Raw genomic sequence first — 18,001 nt, 5'->3', positions numbered from 1 at the left:
AATATTTCATTGACATCGATTACCGAGGTCGATAAGATTAATAAGAGAAACTGGTGATAAATTTGTAAAAAATTTAAATATTTAGTTAAGAGGGTTATCAATGGATGCAAATGATCGAACAAAAGAACGGTTGGCTCAGGGGATTAAAACGCTAATGGTTACAAAGCCTTTAGATAAAATAACCGTTAAAGAAATTGTTGATCAATGTGAATTAACAAGACAGACGTTTTATCGTTATTTTCAGGATAAATATGATTTGGTTAATTGGTATTTTGATAAATTGGCGCAACAATCAATTAAGCAGATGGGGGTCAGTCTTACGCTGGAAGAAGGCCTAACCCGTAAATTTGCCTTTGTCCGGGCGGAGAAAGATTTTTTTACAGCGGCATTTAAATCCAGTGACTGCAATTCGATTTTTGATTACGATTTAAAGCTGATAACGGATTATTATACGAATCGGATTGTCCAAAAAACCGGAAAGCCCCTGGAAAAAGATGATCAATTCCTACTGGACATGTATTGTCAGGGATCCATGGATATGACCTTTAAATGGGTGACCGAGGGGATGGTCATGGAGCCAGCTGAATTTGCTAAATTACTGATTGAGGCAATTCCGGAAAAGCTCAGACATTACTTGTTGTTTTTGTAGATTAATATTTTTATACCAATCGTTATCTGATAACAGCAGCTCTGTTATCAGATAACGATTGTTTTTTTGTTGGCAGAAAAAAGTGACACATTTTATTAACTGTCACTTATGTGACAGTTAGAGAGCTATGTCAATTGAATCACATCAAAAATTTGATAAAATGATAAAAGAAATGTAACTGTTTACAGTCGAAAAAATTTGGAGGTACCCAAAATGGCAAGAACCTATTATTTTCCACCAGTCGTAATTATGGAACCCGGTGCAATCGAACTCATTGCCCCGGAAATCAAACGGATGAATGTCAAAAAAGCATTAGTTGTAACCGATCAGGTGCTCATCGATGCTGGAATTGTCCAGGAAGTACTCAATGTGTTAGATAATGCTGAAGTGGCATATGCCATGTTTTCTGATGTTAAACCAAACCCGACAGTTACCAATGTCAACGCCGGTCTTCAGGCCTTGCAAGATAACGAATGCGATTTTGTAATCAGCATCGGTGGCGGATCACCCCAGGATACGGCCAAGGGAATTGCCATTTTAGCTACTAATCCCGGGGATCTGCGGGATTATGAAGGTGTTGGCAAAACCGCCAATAAATCATTACCAATCGTAGCGATCAATACAACGTCGGGAACCGCCAGTGAAGCAACGATTAATTATGTTATCACTGATGAAGATCGTAAACTGAAAATGGTTATTGTCGATCCAAACTGCCTGGCCACAGTGGCGGTTAATGACCCCAATTTAATGGTAAAAATGCCAAAATCATTAACAGCAGCCACCGGGATGGATGCCTTGACCCATGCCGTTGAAGGCTATACCACCGCCGGAGCTTCCCGGTTTACTGATTTATTCAACTTAGAAGCGATCAAAGCGATCGCTGGTAGTTTAAGAGAAGCGGTTGCCAACGGAGAAAATGTGGCGGCCCGGGATGATATGGCTTATGGACAATTTGTCACCGGTATGGGCTTCTCGAACGGCGGCTTGGGAATCGTTCATTCCATGGCTCACCAGCTGGGTGGTTTTTATGATCTGCCTCACGGCGTCTGCAATGCCATTTTGCTTCCTCATGTTGCAGCCTTCAATGCCGATGCGGTGGGTGATCGTTTAAAAGCGGTGGCAGAAGCAATGGGCGTTGATACAGCGCACAAAAGCAAAGAAGCAATTAACGAACTGGCCATTGAAGCCATCAAACAATTGTCTAAAGATGTTGGCATTCCCTCTGGACTGGCAGAAATCGGCGTTAAAGAAGAAGATTTCAGCGAATTGGCTGACCTGGCTCTGGCTGATATCTGTACCGGTGGAAATCCCAAATGCCCAACCAAAGATGATGTGATTGCCATTTACAAGGCAGCATTTTAATTTTGGGTATGGAAATCGCCTGATTGAGATAAGCAGAAAATAGACACGATAATAAGTTAAGAGGATTTGTCCGAACCGGGATAGATCCTCTTTTTCAATGAATGGGATCAAAGTTGAACAAGATGCAGAAACGGATAAAATTTGAAGAAAATGAAGTGATTGGCAGAAGATCCAGGCATAAATCGCCAGCATTGGGGTATATAAGAATTGTTATGGTTCATAAAAGTTAGCTGAAAGGGTGAAGCCGCATGAATGACGCTATGTATCAATCGATTCTGGAACATGCCCCGATGGGTTATGCTTATCACAAAATTGTCTGTGATGAAGCCGGTAAGCCGTGTGATTATGAGTTTATTGAAGTCAATCCGGCTTTTGAAAAACTGACAGGGCTCTTTGGGGCTAAAATACTTGGGAAACGAATCACAGAGGTTTTGCCAGAAATTGTTAATGACAGCTTTGATTGGATCCGTTTCTATGGTGACATTGCTTTAAATGGTGGCAAAAAAGAGTTTGATCAATATACGGCGGCCCTTAACATTTGGTGTCGGGTCCTTGCATATGCCCCGAAAAAAGGTTTTTTTATTACCCATTTTATCGATATCACGAAGGAAAAGACACAATTGGAGGAATTGAACAATTTCTTTGAATTGAGCCTGGATTTTTTGTGCATTGCTGATATGGATGGATATTTTGTCAAAACAAACAGGGCGTGGGAAGAGGTGTTGGGGTACAGTTGCGAAGAATTGATCCGGACAAAGTATCTGGATTTTGTCCATCCGGATGATGTTCAGGTAACCCGGGAGGTGATGAATCGTCTTAATGAACAGAACCCGGTGGTTAACTTTACCAATCGTTACCGGGCCAAAGATGGAACATATCATTGGATTGAATGGTCTTCCCGGCCCCAGGGAAAGTTGGTTTATGCGGCTGCCCGGGATATTACGGATCGCAAAAAAATCGAACAGCGATTAGAAAGGCGGATGCTGGAGTTGACCAGACCAGCTGAAGATACCAGCACAATTGACTTTTCTGAATTAATCGATCTGGAGACCATTCAGCGATTGCAGGATCAGTTTTCTGAGGCAACCGGTGTTGCTTCAGTGATCACCCTGACCGATGGCACCCCAATAACCGAACCCTCCAACTTTACCCGACTTTGTCGGGATATTATTCGCAAGACTGTACGTGGCTGTCAGAATTGTTATAAATCGGATGCGGCAATTGGTGCCTATTCAGTCGACGGGCCCATCATTAAAAGATGTTTAAGTGGTGGTCTGTGGGATGCCGGGGCGGCGATTACGGTGGGTGGTAAACACGTAGCCAATTGGCTGATCGGTCAGGTCCGGGATGAAAACATCAAAGAGTCCCAATTAGTCGCTTATGCCCGGGAAATCGGTGCCGATGAAGATGATGTCTTGCGGGCATTTAGAGAAGTGCCCCGGATGTCCATCCAGCAGTTTGAAAAAATCGCAAAATTGCTCCATACCATTGCCAATCAGCTGTCAAATCTGGCCTTTCAGAATCTGCTTCAAGCCCGCTTTATTAATGAAAAACGGCAAAATGAAAAAGAGATTCTCTATCTCAGCTATCATGATTATTTAACGGGGCTTTATAATCGCCGGTATTATGAACAGGAATTGGCGAGACTGGATAAAAAAGAAAATTTACCATTAACCCTTCTGCTGGGAGATGTTAATGGCTTAAAGTTGGTTAATGATACGCTGGGACATTTGATGGGGGATGAGCTGTTAATCAAAACGGCCAGGATTATCAGCCAGGTCTGTCGCAAGGACGATATTGTTGCCAGACTGGGCGGGGATGAATTTATTGTGATCTTACCACGAACAGCGGGTTCGGTCATCGAAATGATGATCGATAAGATCAAAAGCCTAGCGGCAGCGGAAAAAGTGGGTGGATTGGCGGTATCCATCTCTTTTGGCTACGAAACAAAAAATAACGAGGCAGAAGATATCGAAGAAATATTTAAACGGGCGGAAGATGATATGTACCGTCATAAGCAATATGAAAGTACGGCAATACGACCCAGACCCAAATAGTAAACCCACCGCAAAAACGGTGGGTTTACTATTTGGGTCTATTGGTTATTCCGGGTAAAAACGGCCGGTTAAACTTCTAAATGGCGGGGATAGGTATAGTCCTTCTCCATCGGTAAAAAGACATAACCTTCAGCCTGGAGCGTTTCAATAACGATGGGAATGGCATTTCGGCTGGATTCTTTGAGTTCAGCATGGCATAAAACAACCGATACATCGTTTTCCCGACATCCTTCAATAATCATTTGGGCAATGACATCACTTGGCGGTGGATCAGAGCAGCCGTCTCCGGAAGAAACATTCCAGTCGCTGTAATTAAAGCCCCGACTAACGATGCCCTGAACACAGGCCTCATTGGAGTTTGTTGAACCACCTGGAAAACGAAAAACGTGGCTGGTTTCTGTTTGACCCGTTATTGATTTTTGGAACTGATCCAGCTCCTCAACATCGGCAAAAAAGGCGTCCGGATTGCTGTAAAGGCCGTAATCGTGGCTGCTGGTATGATTAGCCAGGGTATGGCCTTCATCAACAATCCGGCGATACATGGCTTTGGCATTGTCATTGTCATGGAGGGTGGTAAAAAAGGTGCCCTTGGCATCATATTCATTGAGTATATCAAGAAGTGCTCCGGTATTTTCGCTGGGGCCATCATCGAAGGTCAGAAAAACAACCTTGATCCCGGCAGTGTCTCCACTCCGAAGTCGAGCTTTTATATCGGCCAGGGGATCATCATCCGTCACCTGGGGTTTGGTTTCCGTTTTGGCATTCTGCTGATTATTACTGATTACGGTTTCTGTTTTGGCAGCATTGGGGTCGGACGAATTAGCTGATGAAGTCTGAAGGATCTGTTTTTGGGTATTAAAGGCTTCGGCCATTTTATTCATTAAAAAAAACAAAGACATGGTAATGATAACGAGAATAATCAGGCTCATTGCCGAAAATGTCAGGAAACGGGGTAAATTTTTGATTCGTAATTTTGGGGTGGTTTTCTTTCTCATCGCTACCTCTATTGTTTTAAAATCAGAACAGCGGGCAGTCTCGCCGAGTCTAACCCGTCTAAAGTTGATTGTAGCAGAAAACCAACTAAATGTGTAATTTATTTCTTGTTTTTTTAAAAAAAATATTGAATTCACATTGTAACCGCAAAGAGCGATTACTGCAGCATTAGACAAGGCTTAAGAGAATCGGTCAAAACCTTTAAACGGTTTCAAGTTTGAGCTCCTTTTGGCAATTGGGTTGAATTTAAACCGAGCTTGTGATAGGCTATTTTTATTTGAGGAGCAGGCCGATGGATATAATGGTGGTGATCAGCCAGATGTTGGAATTATTTTTGATTTTGGCTTTTGGATATATTGCAGCAAAGAAAAAAGTTGTCAGTGGAAATTTCGGATCACAACTTTCGAATTTTATTTTAAGTATTACGCTGCCATGTATGATGCTGGCCTCGGTGGCAACCATGCCAGCCGATACCAATAATTCGGATGTCATTATGATGTTTATAATTTCCATTCTTTTTTATGTGGTGATGCCGTTTATTGCTTATTTGATTGTCCGAATCCTGATGGTGCCAAAAGAAGACCGTTACTTATACATGTATATGACCATTTGGTCTAATGTTGGCTTTATGGGTTTTCCTGTGATCGCATCGATTTTTGGGGAAAGCGCTATTTTTTATGCAACGATCTTTAATCTAATTTTTAATGTCAGCAACTTTACCCTGGGGATTATGCTGATGTCAAAAGAGGGTCGAAATGCGCTGGATGTAAGAAAGTTTTTATCCCCGGGGATGGTGTCATCGATTATTGCAGTTATTATGTTTGCCTGCCATTTTAAATTTCCGGAGCTTCTTAACGATACGTTAAAAACCGTCGGGTCGACGACGACGCCCCTGGCCATGATTGTAATCGGCATTGCTTTATCAGGGATTTCAGTTCGGAGCGTTTTTGCCGAGTTCAGACTGTATCCCTACGTGATTATTAAGCAGGTCTTGTTGCCCTTATTGGCCTGGGTGATTTTAAGAAATGTGATCATAAATCCCTATTTACTGGGAATTGTGATTATCATCATTGCGATGCCGGTGGCAACATCTTCGGTACTTTTTGCCAATCGCTACGAAAACAATGTTGCGCTGGCTACAAAAGGCGTTTTTATCACGACCCTGGCTTCGGTTGTTACGATTCCAATGATCGCATTTCTGTTAATGTGAACGATCGGTACAGATTCCCGATAATCTTTCTTCAAGCTTTGAAATTAAATGCGAGTAAGAGTTTGTTATTGTATGGTTGTTCAAGAAAAGGCTATATTTATACGAAAAAATGTGCTAGAATTATCATTAATTTAGTGAAAACTAAAAATAGTTATCACAGGAAAGCGGAGAAAACGAAATGATCGAATTAGCAGAAGTATTGGATCTGGCTGATAAAAGTGGATTTACGAGAGCAGCCAAACTTGAAGTTTCCACCATTGATTTAAACCCCGAAGTCAGACAAATGTGTGCCGATAATAAGTGTCAGATCTATGATACCAATTGGGCCTGTCCACCGGGATGTGGAACATTGGAGGAATGTGGAACAAAGGTAAAAAATTACAAGCATGGCGTGATTGTTCAAACCACCGGCGAATTAGAAGACAGTTTTGATTTTGAAGGGATGGAAGAGATCAAGAACAAGCACAATGCCAGCTTTGATCGGCTGGTTGAAGCCCTGTTTGAAAAAAAAGCGGATATGCTTCCACTGGGCGATGGATGTTGTTCACTGTGTCAAAAATGTACCTATCCAGAAGATGCCTGCCGCTTTCCCGAGAAAGCCTTCTCATCCATGGAAGCCTTTGGAATTCTTGTTAGTGACTTGTGTAAACTAAATCAGCTTGAATATTACTATGGCCCTAATACCCTAACCTATGTTGGGTGTGTATTATTTAACTAGTCAGTTTGCCACGGAACCCTTTTAACAGATAGCAAATATGATCTCCCTTTCCGTCTGGCTGTAAGCGCCAACCCGGAAAGGGAGATTTTTTATATTAACTTAATAGTCGGAAAAAACGGAGACTGATTTGATTTGTAAATAGCCATGATTTCCTAATTAGTAAAAGCGATTGATTTTATAAATAACTGTTGACATAAACATTAAATTGATTTAAAATTGTCTCAGTTGCGAAAGTGATTAAATCAGGCAGCCAACGAGTGCTGTAAAAAAGAATGGCACAAAAGTGATCCAGTCAAGCGATGTAATCGCTATCACATTCCCGAGATAACGGCTATTTGAGAACTTAACAGTTGTAAAACTAGCATCAGTCGTTACGTCATCGTATCAGAAATTAGGGATTACACGCACACACGTGGAATCGTTAATATAACCGATATCATCCAGATATCATAAATCGATTTTAAAATTGGAGGAAAAAATGTCAAAAATCGAAGAAGTAAAAGCAAAGGTTGAAGCTGGAAAGTCAAAGCTGGTTCCGGTATTGGTTCAGGAAGCCCTAGATGAAGGCAGTGCACCGGCAGAAATTCTTCAGGCCATGGTGGATTCAATGGGTGTGGTCGGGGATAAATTCTCATCCGGGGAAATCTTTGTACCGGAAATGCTGATTGCCGCTAAAGCCATGTCTAAAGGTGTAGAAGTGTTAAAACCGCTGATGGCTGGTGACGGTTCAGCTTCGCTGGGTACTTGTGTTATCGGAACGGTGGCTGGTGATCTTCATGATATCGGTAAAAACCTGGTTTCGATGATGATTGAAAGTGCCGGTTTTGATATGGTCGATCTGGGCGTTGACGTCCCGGCTGATACCTTTGTTCAAGCAGTAAAGGATAATGCAAATGTCAAGCTGGTAGCCTGTTCCGGTCTGTTGACGACGACCATGCCAGCCTTGAAAGAAGCGGTTCAGACGATTAAAATGGCGTATCCGGATTTAAAAGTAATCGTTGGTGGGGCGCCAGTTACGCCAGAGTACGCAACTGAAGTTGGTGCTGATGGCTATGCTCCTGATGCCGGAAGTGCGGCAGTTAAAGCCAAAGAATTGGTAACCGCATAACAGTATCGGTTTAAAAGAACAAGCGGGCGTTGCTCAAGGCAGGTTCACAACGATCCATATAATTTTAGGAGGTATTAGAATGCTGACAAAAAGACAGAATTTACTGGAAACCATTAAAGGTGGAAATCCCGATCGCTTTGTAAAACAATATGAGTTTATGAATTTGATTATGGAAGCGCCCATCGGAGCCATGTGCGGGCCGGGACAGACAATAAAAAATGGCTGGGGAATTACCTTTACCTGGCCGGAAGGTCAATTGGGTGGTTTTCCGATTCATGATGATGCGCACAAGGTTTTAAAAGATATCACCGATTGGCGCAGTCAGGTAAAAGCACCAGCGGTGGAAACGTCAGATGAAGCCTGGGCAGCAGCGGTTGCTCATGCGAATGCCGTCGATCGCAATGAAGAATTTGTAACTGCCTTTGTAGCGCCGGGAATCTTCGAAATGACCCATCATCTGATGAGCATGGAAGATGCCTTGATGGCCCTGTATGAAGAACCCGAAGCGATGCATGATCTGATTGATTATCTGGTTGAGTATGAACTGGCTTATGCCAAAGAAATGGTTAGCCGCCTCCATCCCGATTGTATTTTCCATCATGATGACTGGGGTAGCCAACGTTCTTCGTTTGTATCACCGGAAATGTTTGAGGAGTTCTTTGTTCCGGCTTATAAAAAAATCTATGGTTTTTACAAGGATAACGGGGTAGAGTTGATTGTTCATCATAGCGATTCCTATGCCGCCAACCTGGTTCCAGCGATGATTGAAATGGGAATCGACATTTGGCAGGGGGTCATGACAACCAATAACGTACCCGAACTGATCAAAAAATATGGTGGTCAAATTTCGTTTATGGGTGATATTGACAGTGGTGTCATTGACTTCCCAGGTTGGACACCGGAGATTGTCTTTGAAAAAACAAAGGAAGCCTGCGAACGATGTGGTAAACTCTACTTTATTCCGGGGGCCAGCCATGGTTTGAATTTTGGCTGCTTCCCAGGTGTTTATGAATCAAACGATGAAGCCATTGATAAAATGAGCGCCTTAATGTTTTAAGAAAAACGACTCAAAAATAGAACTAAAAAACCCGCTGAGAATTTTTATTGATTCTCAGCGGGTTTTGAATTTTACTTAAAGGTAGCCGTGGGATTGCCGTTCTCAATTTTTAAGGTAATTTCGGAAACTGAGAACAAATCAATGTTCGACCACTCAACGGTGGTACCTGCCGAATCGGCAACCATCAAATCCCAGTATTGTTCTTCAACCTCGGTATCAAAAACGATGTCCGTTGAACTTCCGCTTGGCAGCGTATCAGTAGTCAGGAGATCATCACCCCAGCTGGCTTCACCAGTGGGAGAAACATAGATTGCGTAAATCTCGATCCCGGTGTCATTAACAATGGTAAAATCCTGAGAATAAACGGTGGCATCATCGGAATCATCAGAAGATGATGAACCGCCACAGCCGGTAAAAATAAACAGCGACAGAGCAAAAACCATTAGGATACTGAAGAATTTCATTTTTTTCATACTTTTCACCTCATAAATAAATTTAACGTAAGACAATCATAACAGCAAACAAATGTGATAACAATTCAAATTCACGGCGAAAATAGCCGTTTCACGCTGTCGGGAAGCTGCAAATAAATTGTGAAATCGGATTGAATATGATAAAATTATCAAAAAACAGTTAATGAATCAACGGTCAGATGGAGGACAGCATGGTTTATATAGCAGTTTGTGAAGATGAACAGGAACACCAGGAAAGAATTGAGTGGTATTTAAAAGAATACAGTGCCATTAATTGCTGTGATTTCGAAATCGCTTTTTTTTCGACGGCGGTGGATTTTTGGGCCCATTATCAGCCCGAATCATTTTGTATCGTCTTTTTAGATATATATTTGGAAGAGGGCAATGGCATCGAAATTGGCAAACAGCTACGAAATGTAGGGGAAGACTGCCAAATGGTTTTTATTACATCAAGCAGGGATTTTGCCATCGAAGGCTTTGAGTTAAAAGCCCAGCACTACATCGTCAAACCGATCACGAAAGAAAAAATATTTGAAGCATTAGATCGTTGTCTGGTAGTTTTGTCTAAGGAGCTTCAGGTGATCCGGGTTCCCAATGGAAAACTGGAAGTAGCCGTTCGATTGAAAGATATTATTTATGTGGAAGTGTTTAATAAGATCTCGGTAATCCATACGGAAAATGAAGAAATCAAGACCTATCTGCCCTTATCTCAGCTAGAAAATATGCTAGGCGGTAGACCCTTTTTGCGCTGCCATCGTTGCAGCATCATTAATATGAATCACGTCGAGGATTACACTACCACTGATTTCATTATGAATAATGGTGATCGGGTGGGAATCACCCGCAGTAACAGTGTCGCAGTTCGCCAAAGGTATTTGGATTTTATGTTTACAAAAGTCAGAGGTGAAGTCAGTGCTAAGCAGTAATCTGAACATCGTTTGGGGGATTGCTTTATCAATAGGCCCCTATTTTATTCTAGCCTTTATACCGGTCTGGAAGCAGCTCCGGTATTCAAAAAAAACGGTAATCGCTGCGGGTACCTTGTGTATGGTATTAAACATCATTTCAGTGATCATGATCATTGAATGGGTTCCGAATTGGAACAGTTTGCGTGCTTTTCACAGCGTCTTTTTTTTATTGCTCTACCTGGGGGTTTATACCGCAATGGTTCGGGGAACGCCTGCTAAACTTTTGTTTGTTGGACTGCTGGTTAAAAGCTATGCCGAGTTTATTGTTACCATGGCCAAATTTCTGGAGATTGCTTATCTGACGTATGGATTGCATCGGGTTTATGTTCAAACCTCCTATTCTTTCTACTTTAACCTGTTTCAATGCGTAATCCTGGCGTTGACGTATCCCCTGGTATGGATTTTTTTCAGAAAGAAAATTAGTCAAGTGATGGCGACCCGCAACAAGGCCTGGAGCTACCTCTGGATTATCCCGATGGTTTACTATATTATCAGTCTGGCCTTTGGCGCTCTGAATGCGGCCCTGATTGCGCAATGGCAGTTTCTGGTGTTTAATTTGGTTTCTTTTTTAGGCTTTTACCTGATTTATTATGTAGTCATTGAAATGCTGGAACAAACTCAGAAAAACATCCTTTTGGCCGAAAGCAACGAGGTTATTAAACAACAATTGCTATTTCAGTCGGAGTATTATAAGAAATTTGGGATCTGTATTGAAGAGACCCGCAAAGGTGAACATGACCTGAGGCATCATTTAAACGCAGTACTGGGATTGATCCAACAGAAGAATGGGGACAAGGCAGAAAGCTACATCGCCGAATTGCTGGGGAACCGCTTGAGTATCGCCGATATTATGTATTGCAAAAATGATGCTGTTAATGCCATATTAGGCTATTACGCCAATATTTGTAAACTGGAAGCGATTGATTTTACCATTGAAGCAATGGTGCCCCAGGATTTAAAAATTGATGAAACGGATTTATGTGTGGTTTTTGGAAATGTTCTGGAAAATGCCCTGGAAGCCAACCGGCGAATCACCTCAGGGGAAAAGATGATAAAACTGGCATCCCAGTTTATTGGCAACAAGTTATATATTACGGTGGACAATCGTTTTAGTGGGAAAATCTCAATGAAAAATGGCGTCTACCTTTCCCAGAAAAGAGAGCAGTCATCTGGTATTGGGATTGCGTCGGTGACCGCCATCGCTCAAAAATATGACGGCGAAGCTCGATTTGAAGCAGATGATCAGATCTTTAGCGTGGCGGTTGTACTGTCCAATACTAGCCGGACAATGGCTCCGGATCGTCTATCGATCTGGGATGGCCGGGGAATCAATAATAATCCTTGTCAGTTGGAACATTAATCACTATAATAAATACAAACTAAAAGTGTCGATACAACGGTCAGAATTACCGGCAGCGGTCAGATCGGGGTAAATTTTGGCGAAAAATTGTGAAAAAGGGAGTAACAAATGAGTTTTGAGTTGATCCAGGAAATCCCCTCACCCAGTGAAATTTTAAAAATGATGCCTTTATCTGAAACGGGCAAAAAAATAAAAACCCAGCGGGATCAGATGATCCGAGATGTGTTTGAAGGAAAGGACGATCGCTTCATCTTAATCATTGGGCCTTGTTCAGCAGATAATGAAACAGCCGTGATTGATTATGTGAATCGTTTAAGTGCAATTCAGAAGGAAGTGGCGGATAAGATTATCATCATTCCGCGAATATATACCAATAAACCACGAACCACCGGCGAAGGTTATAAGGGGATGCTTCATCAACCAGACGCTAACAAAGAAGCAAACATGGTTGAGGGGATTAAAGCCATTCGCCAATTACACATCCGTTCTATTGAAGAAACTGGTTTGTCCTGTGCGGATGAAATGCTATATCCCGAAAACTATGCCTACCTGGAAGATTTGCTCAGTTATGTGGCGATCGGGGCCCGATCGGTGGAAAATCAGAAACATCGTTTAACGGTCTCGGGTCTGGAAATTCCGGTGGGAATGAAAAACCCGACGAGCGGTGATATTACTGTAATGCTGAATTCCATTCAGGCCGCTCAGGCAGGACACACCTTTATCTACCGGGGGTGGGAAGTAAAAACGAATGGAAATCCGCTAACCCATGCGATTATGCGGGGATCGGTGGATCAGCATGGACGCAACTATCCCAACTATCATTATGAAGATATTATGCATCTGATTAAGTTATATGAAAAGCGGGATTTTTCCTGCCCGGCCGTTATCATTGACTTGAATCATGCCAACTCCAACAAGCGTTTTGGTGAACAGCCCCGAATTGCCCGGGAAATCCTGCGTAATCGTCATTATGACGCCAGCTTGAAAAAGTATGTGAAGGGTCTGATGATTGAAAGTTACATTGAAGAAGGGAACCAGCCAGTCGATGGTGGGGTATATGGCAAATCCATTACTGATTCCTGCCTGGGATGGAAAGCTTCAGAAGAGTTAATTCGAACCATTGCTGAAAAAGTATAGTAAATAAAAAACCGTCAATTGTCTGTCAATGAACAATTGGCGGTTTTTTAATGCTTAAAAACGATCAGAAATGGGATATTTAAAAAGGCAGGTGACTAAACGTATAAACAGGGGGTATCAAATTACTAAGCATTTATATCTATAGAAATATGACAGTTCCAGTATGTGTTGAAAGGGTTATGAAGGATGAATCAGATAATCAGACAAAAGATTGCTGTTATGATGGGCTTCATAAAAATGCGGTTAAAAAACCTGAGAGCCATTACTTATAATATAAAAAACAACGGAGAGGGGAATCGAGATCGGGATCTCAATTATCTAAAGAATCATTTATTTTATGATATTACCTTCTATTTTATTCTGTTGGGGCCGATTCTGTTCTTTTACGGTGCCTATCTGTTTTATGAGGAAGGCAAGTATGTGGTATCGGTTATGGAGTTTTTACTGTATTTTGTCTCCGTCTTTGTTCTGCTTAATCATAAGATCAATCTTCGAATCAAAAAACTCTTTTTCCTGCTGACCGGCTATTTTGCCAGTGTGCTGGTGCTGATTGTGGCTGGACCCATGGGAGCCGGAATGGTATGTGTGACAGTGGTGCTGGTGTTATCCGGGTCGCTGCTGGATAAAAAATGGGTTTTGAAATTTATTGCTTTTAATCTGTTTGCTTTTCTGGTTATTACAGTGCTGTTGTTCAGCAGTTTTTTCAATGAATTTGCCATTGCTGATTACGGATCAAGATGGCCGATCGTTGCCATCAGCAGTCAGATCCTGGGAATTGGTTTGTTATTTGTTATCCAAATCATTTATGAGGGGCTTGAGAAACAAGCAAAAATCATCATCAGATCCCAAAAAAGTCTGGAAGCCAGTGAGCAAAAATACCGATATTTAAGTTATCATGACCATCTGACGGGGTTGTACAATCGTCTCTTTTGGGAGGAAGAGCAAAAGCGGATTAACATCAATGAACAGTTGCCGATTTCAATTATAATTGGTGACATCAATGGGATTAAACTGATGAATGATGCCTTTGGCCATGAAGCTGGAGATCGGATGATCATTGAAACATCCCGGATCATGAAAAACAGTTGTCAGAAGGGTGAAATAGTTGCCAGAACCGGAGGTGATGAATTTAGCATCCTGATGCCAAAAACATCCCGGGAAGCGGCGCTGAAACAGATGGAAGAAATAAAGCAAAGTTTTGCTGAACATAATCGGCGGATTTTGAATGAGGCATTTCATATTAATGTGGCCTTGGGTTCGGGAACAAAAGAAGAACCCCATGGCGATTTGAAGGAAACCATCAAAAGAGCTGAATTATACATGAACCAGCGCAAACTACTGGAGCAACGCAGCTCACATAGCGCTATTATTGCTTCAATCAAAGCGACGATGTATGAAAAAAGCCATGAAACCGAGGAGCATTCTGAACGCTTGGCGGCTTTGTCGCGAATGATTGGTCAAGCCCTCAATCTTTCCCAAATCGAACTGGACAATCTGGAATTACTGGCGACACTTCATGATATTGGCAAGGTCGGAATTGATGATCGGATTCTGGCAAAACCTGGAAAACTGACTGAAAAAGAATGGATTGAAATGAAAAAGCACCCAGAAATTGGCTATCGTATTGCTTGCGCTTCACCAGAGCTGGTATCGATCGCTGAGTATATTCTTTGCCATCACGAGCATTGGGATGTTAGTGGTTACCCGAAAGGCCTAGTCGGAGAAGAGATTCCGCTGTTGTCACGGATTATCGCAATCACAGATGCCTATGATGCAATGACTGAGAACCGAATCTACCAAAAAGCAACAAATTGCCAAAATGCCTTAGCTGAAATTCAGAAAAATGCGGGTTCACAGTTTGATCCCGATATTGTTTCGTTATTTGTTGGAATTATGCAGAAAAATCCGGTCTGTGAGGAAATCTTTAGCATAAACCGATAGCCAGAAAAAATGATATATAAGTAAGGCTGGTCTCTTCGTTTAGAAACCAGCCTCAAGTCATGCAATGAATTATCTATTATGGAACAGCGTTGCTGTGAGTTTGCAAAATTTAAAGGACGAACCGGTTGTATCAGTCAAGAAATAGATTAATGATTAACGTGAATTTATCCGGTTTTTGAAACATTAAGCCATGTCCTGCTTCGGGGATCAAAATGAGCTTGGAGTTCGGCAATCGACTGGCCAGATATTCGGCATTTTCGGAAGGGAGAATCAAATCGTCTTTACCATCAATAACCAGAGTTTCGTGTTTTAGAAAAGGAATGCGATTACAGGAACCTTCCCACTTGTTGATCGCATCAGCTTGTTTCAGGATCGAATCAGGATTCATAACCCCCAGCGGGCGATGAAATATTTCCCGAATGCGATCCGGATTATTTTTTATCCACTCAGGAGGGAAGATCAGTCGCAGCCACTCATAACCTTTTTCAGAGGGAATTCCCAGTGTGTTTTCAAGCCGGAAAAGAACCTTTGGTTCAGGAGGAAAGATTTCCGGATGACAAAGTGAAGCGTATAGAATCAGTTTGTTAACAATTTCAGGATGCCTTAAGGCTAACTCCTGAGCAATTGATGCCCCCATGGACCATCCCAGCACATGGGCACTTTCTATCTTTAATGCAACCAGCATTTCATAGGTGTCTTCAGCAAACTGTTCAATTGTAAAAGGCTTATGACCTGAACTGGTTTCACCCATGCCGCGGTTGTCAAAGACAATCACCTTGTATTTTTTTGACAGCGAACGTAAAAACCGTTCCTCCCACAGGTTCATGGTTCCACCATAACCCATTATTAAAAGCAGAGGGTATCCGGATCCATAAACTTGGTAGCTCATACTAATGTCTTCAACTCTTACCATTACAACACCTCTCTTTGAAAGAATAGCCATTTATTTAATACCCATAATGAAGGAATTTATTAACAAAAGGCGATGAATATTAAAAAAAAAATCTAAGCATTATTTTCAAAAATGGCATAATAAAGCCAGATTAATTCTTTACAAAAGAGTTACAAACGTTTACAGTGTAGTTGTTTACTTTTGCCATAAACATGATACAATATAATTGAATCAAGGATCAACCAAATCCTTTTCCAATTTAATGACAGGATCATTGAAAAGTAAAGAATCACTTAACTGAATGAAAAAATCAGGGAGAAGCTTATCAGATTGAAAGAAGATCAGAGATAAACTTCAAGGAACTGATTTTTCGATCATACACTCTACGGTGGAAAAATTCTTAAAGTCATAAGAATTGAGGAGTACATCGTTAATCACAGTCAGATTTATTGGCGATCGGTATTGACATTATGATCAGCACATTAAAACGATGTGTTCATAATAAAAATAATAGATCAAGAATAGGTAATCAACGTGAGAAGAGAAGATGATTTTCAATTGAAATTCAGCGTAACAAACGGGAGAAATTTGGACGAGAGAACAGATTGTTCAGAAATTTATTTCATAAAAAATCCCCAATGCAAAAACGGCAGAAAAGGATCGTAAAAGCGAAATAAAAAGTAAGATAATCCCTGGAGCAAGTGAACTATTTACATTGGAAATGCGAAGCGGAAGATTTTTGATAAGCAGAAAGGGGTGAGTCCCAAAAAATGACAACTGAGATTGTAAGCTGAGGCCGATTCTACAGAATTAATTGTGGAATCGGCTTTCAGCTTTTTTGTGGTTGGACGGATCTATAAAAATAAGCGCCAGAAAATGGGTGGAGTTTAGAAGTCAGTTTTTTGATAATCATAAAAAAGTGAGGTTTGTTTAATGCTCGATTGGGTAATAAAAGACAATAAGCAAATGAGATTGGGAGATTTAGCATGATTGATTATCTTAAAAATGGTTTATTTGATATCCGATCCGATCAGATGGGTGCCGATGCTATCCACGAAAGTATTGTAGCTGGTGTGAAGCTAAAGGGTGCCCCGTTGATTATTCTTTTCTGTGCCATTATTGTCGCTTCGGTTGGTTTAAACACCAATTCAACGGCGGTTATTATTGGAGCGATGCTCATATCACCGCTGATGAATCCGATCATTGCCATGGGCTATAGTCTGGCGACCTATGACGGGTTATTGCTACGAAACGCCGCCCTTAATTTTATGATTCAGATTATTATTGCCCTGATTGGCGCTTCCATTTATTTCTCGCTGACCCCGATTCATGAGGCTACCAGTGAATTGATCGCCAGAACCGGGCCCTCTTTTTTTGACATGCTGATTGCCTTCTTTGGTGGAACCGCTGGGGTCATCGGAATAACTAGAAAAGAAAAAACCAATGTCATTCCCGGTGTTGCCATTGCCACTGCACTCATGCCACCAATGTGTACCGTTGGCTATGGCATCGCCAACAGCAACCCGGATTATATTTTCCCGGCGGCTTATTTATTTCTGATTAATGCTTTTTTTATTATGCTGGCAACCTTTGCTTTTTGTAAGCTGCTGCAGCTCAAGCAAGCTGCGGTGGTTAAAGAGCGCTTCAATAAAATTTTAAAGCGGGGGTTCATTCTCGGGATGATTCTAATCACCATTCCGGCCGCCGTTTCGGCTGCTTATGTGGCAATAGATTCGATTATTGATAATAATTTGACCAGCAAGGTTGAAACTTTTGTCAATGCGGAAGTCAATTCATCGACAACCACCACCATGCGAGCAACCATTGACCCGGAAAGAAAAAATCTGCGACTGGATTTGATTGGGGAAGTTTATAGCCCAGATCAGATTGACCGGATCACAACAAATATGGCCGACTATGGATTGGAAGGCTATACCCTGGAAGTGGTTCAGGACATCCGAACGACCCTCTTTAACTATTTTGAAAAAGAAAACAGTGCCGGCATATTGGAAGGTGAGATTGTGATTGTCTAAAACACTCACCCAAAGATTAAGATGAACCTAAAAAAACAGCCAC

15 protein-coding genes are annotated in these 18,001 nt (G+C 41.6%); 12 read left to right on the top strand and 3 right to left on the bottom strand.

Annotation, left to right across the window (positions count from 1 at the left end; translation table 11 throughout):
- Positions 1–100: 100 nt before the first annotated feature.
- The 3 genes from BI182_RS17135 (at position 101) to BI182_RS17125 (ending at position 4,068) form a co-directional block, all read left to right on the top strand.
- Entirely contained in the window at positions 101–649 is a 549-nt protein-coding gene (locus BI182_RS17135; RefSeq protein ID WP_070370265.1) for a TetR/AcrR family transcriptional regulator C-terminal domain-containing protein, read from the top strand.
- 213 nt (positions 650–862) lie between these two features.
- Positions 863–2,011 carry an iron-containing alcohol dehydrogenase gene (locus BI182_RS17130; RefSeq protein WP_286809799.1) on the top strand — a complete coding sequence of 383 codons (1,149 nt, stop codon included), beginning with the start codon at positions 863–865 and terminating at the stop codon, positions 2,009–2,011.
- A gap of 248 nt (positions 2,012–2,259) precedes the next feature.
- Complete coding sequence (locus tag BI182_RS17125) at positions 2,260–4,068, top strand: PocR ligand-binding domain-containing protein (protein ID WP_070370263.1); 1,809 nt, start codon at positions 2,260–2,262, stop codon at positions 4,066–4,068.
- Between the two features lie 68 nt (positions 4,069–4,136).
- Here the strand turns inward: BI182_RS17125 and BI182_RS17120 are convergent, their stop codons facing one another.
- The gene (locus BI182_RS17120; RefSeq protein WP_286809794.1) at positions 4,137–5,063 is read right to left on the bottom strand and encodes a polysaccharide deacetylase family protein; all 927 of its coding nucleotides are present in this window, start codon (positions 5,061–5,063) and stop codon (positions 4,137–4,139) included.
- A 290-nt stretch (positions 5,064–5,353) separates the two neighbouring features.
- Here BI182_RS17120 and BI182_RS17115 point away from each other — a divergent pair, with 290 nt between their 5' ends.
- The 4 genes from BI182_RS17115 to BI182_RS17100 all read left to right on the top strand — a co-directional run bounded on the left by BI182_RS17115 (position 5,354) and on the right by BI182_RS17100 (position 9,154).
- Positions 5,354–6,271 carry an AEC family transporter gene (locus BI182_RS17115; protein WP_070370261.1) on the top strand — a complete coding sequence of 306 codons (918 nt, stop codon included), beginning with the start codon at positions 5,354–5,356 and terminating at the stop codon, positions 6,269–6,271.
- A 178-nt stretch (positions 6,272–6,449) separates the two neighbouring features.
- Positions 6,450–6,989 carry a DUF2284 domain-containing protein gene (locus tag BI182_RS17110; protein WP_070370260.1) on the top strand — a complete coding sequence of 180 codons (540 nt, stop codon included), beginning with the start codon at positions 6,450–6,452 and terminating at the stop codon, positions 6,987–6,989.
- Between the two features lie 478 nt (positions 6,990–7,467).
- Positions 7,468–8,097, top strand: coding sequence for a cobalamin B12-binding domain-containing protein (locus BI182_RS17105; RefSeq protein WP_148637165.1), 630 nt, complete (start codon positions 7,468–7,470; stop codon positions 8,095–8,097).
- A 79-nt stretch (positions 8,098–8,176) separates the two neighbouring features.
- On the top strand, positions 8,177–9,154 hold the full coding sequence (locus tag BI182_RS17100; RefSeq protein WP_070370258.1) for a uroporphyrinogen decarboxylase family protein: 978 nt from the start codon (positions 8,177–8,179) through the stop codon (positions 9,152–9,154).
- Between the two features lie 71 nt (positions 9,155–9,225).
- Here the strand turns inward: BI182_RS17100 and BI182_RS17095 are convergent, their stop codons facing one another.
- Complete coding sequence (locus BI182_RS17095; protein WP_286809790.1) at positions 9,226–9,627, bottom strand: hypothetical protein; 402 nt, start codon at positions 9,625–9,627, stop codon at positions 9,226–9,228.
- A 191-nt stretch (positions 9,628–9,818) separates the two neighbouring features.
- Here BI182_RS17095 and BI182_RS17090 point away from each other — a divergent pair, with 191 nt between their 5' ends.
- The 4 genes from BI182_RS17090 (at position 9,819) to BI182_RS17075 (ending at position 15,033) form a co-directional block, all read left to right on the top strand.
- The gene (locus BI182_RS17090) at positions 9,819–10,553 is read left to right on the top strand and encodes a LytR/AlgR family response regulator transcription factor (RefSeq protein WP_286809789.1); all 735 of its coding nucleotides are present in this window, start codon (positions 9,819–9,821) and stop codon (positions 10,551–10,553) included.
- Entirely contained in the window at positions 10,540–11,955 is a 1,416-nt protein-coding gene (locus tag BI182_RS17085; RefSeq protein WP_250933744.1) for a sensor histidine kinase, read from the top strand. Before BI182_RS17090 ends, BI182_RS17085 begins: the two co-directional genes overlap by 14 nt.
- 108 nt (positions 11,956–12,063) lie before the next feature.
- Positions 12,064–13,092, top strand: a complete 1,029-nt coding sequence (locus BI182_RS17080; RefSeq protein WP_070370255.1) for a 3-deoxy-7-phosphoheptulonate synthase — start codon at positions 12,064–12,066, stop codon at positions 13,090–13,092.
- A gap of 186 nt (positions 13,093–13,278) precedes the next feature.
- Positions 13,279–15,033: a bifunctional diguanylate cyclase/phosphohydrolase gene (locus tag BI182_RS17075; protein ID WP_286809785.1), complete on the top strand. Its 1,755-nt coding sequence runs from the start codon at positions 13,279–13,281 to the stop codon at positions 15,031–15,033.
- A gap of 130 nt (positions 15,034–15,163) precedes the next feature.
- Here the strand turns inward: BI182_RS17075 and BI182_RS17070 are convergent, their stop codons facing one another.
- Positions 15,164–15,946, bottom strand: a complete 783-nt coding sequence (locus tag BI182_RS17070; protein ID WP_286809783.1) for an alpha/beta fold hydrolase — start codon at positions 15,944–15,946, stop codon at positions 15,164–15,166.
- Positions 15,947–16,911: 965 nt separating this feature from the next.
- On the opposite strand from BI182_RS17070, the gene BI182_RS17065 reads away from it, so the two are divergent.
- Positions 16,912–17,958, top strand: a complete 1,047-nt coding sequence (locus BI182_RS17065) for a DUF389 domain-containing protein (protein ID WP_148637171.1) — start codon at positions 16,912–16,914, stop codon at positions 17,956–17,958.
- Positions 17,959–18,001 lie beyond the last annotated feature (43 nt).

The sequence above is a fragment of the Acetobacterium sp. MES1 genome (assembly GCF_002237635.1).
In the GTDB taxonomy this organism is placed as follows: domain Bacteria; phylum Bacillota; class Clostridia; order Eubacteriales; family Eubacteriaceae; genus Acetobacterium; species Acetobacterium wieringae.
The sequence above is the reverse complement of the archived record's forward strand: the minus strand, read 5'-3'. Positions and strand labels throughout refer to the sequence as shown.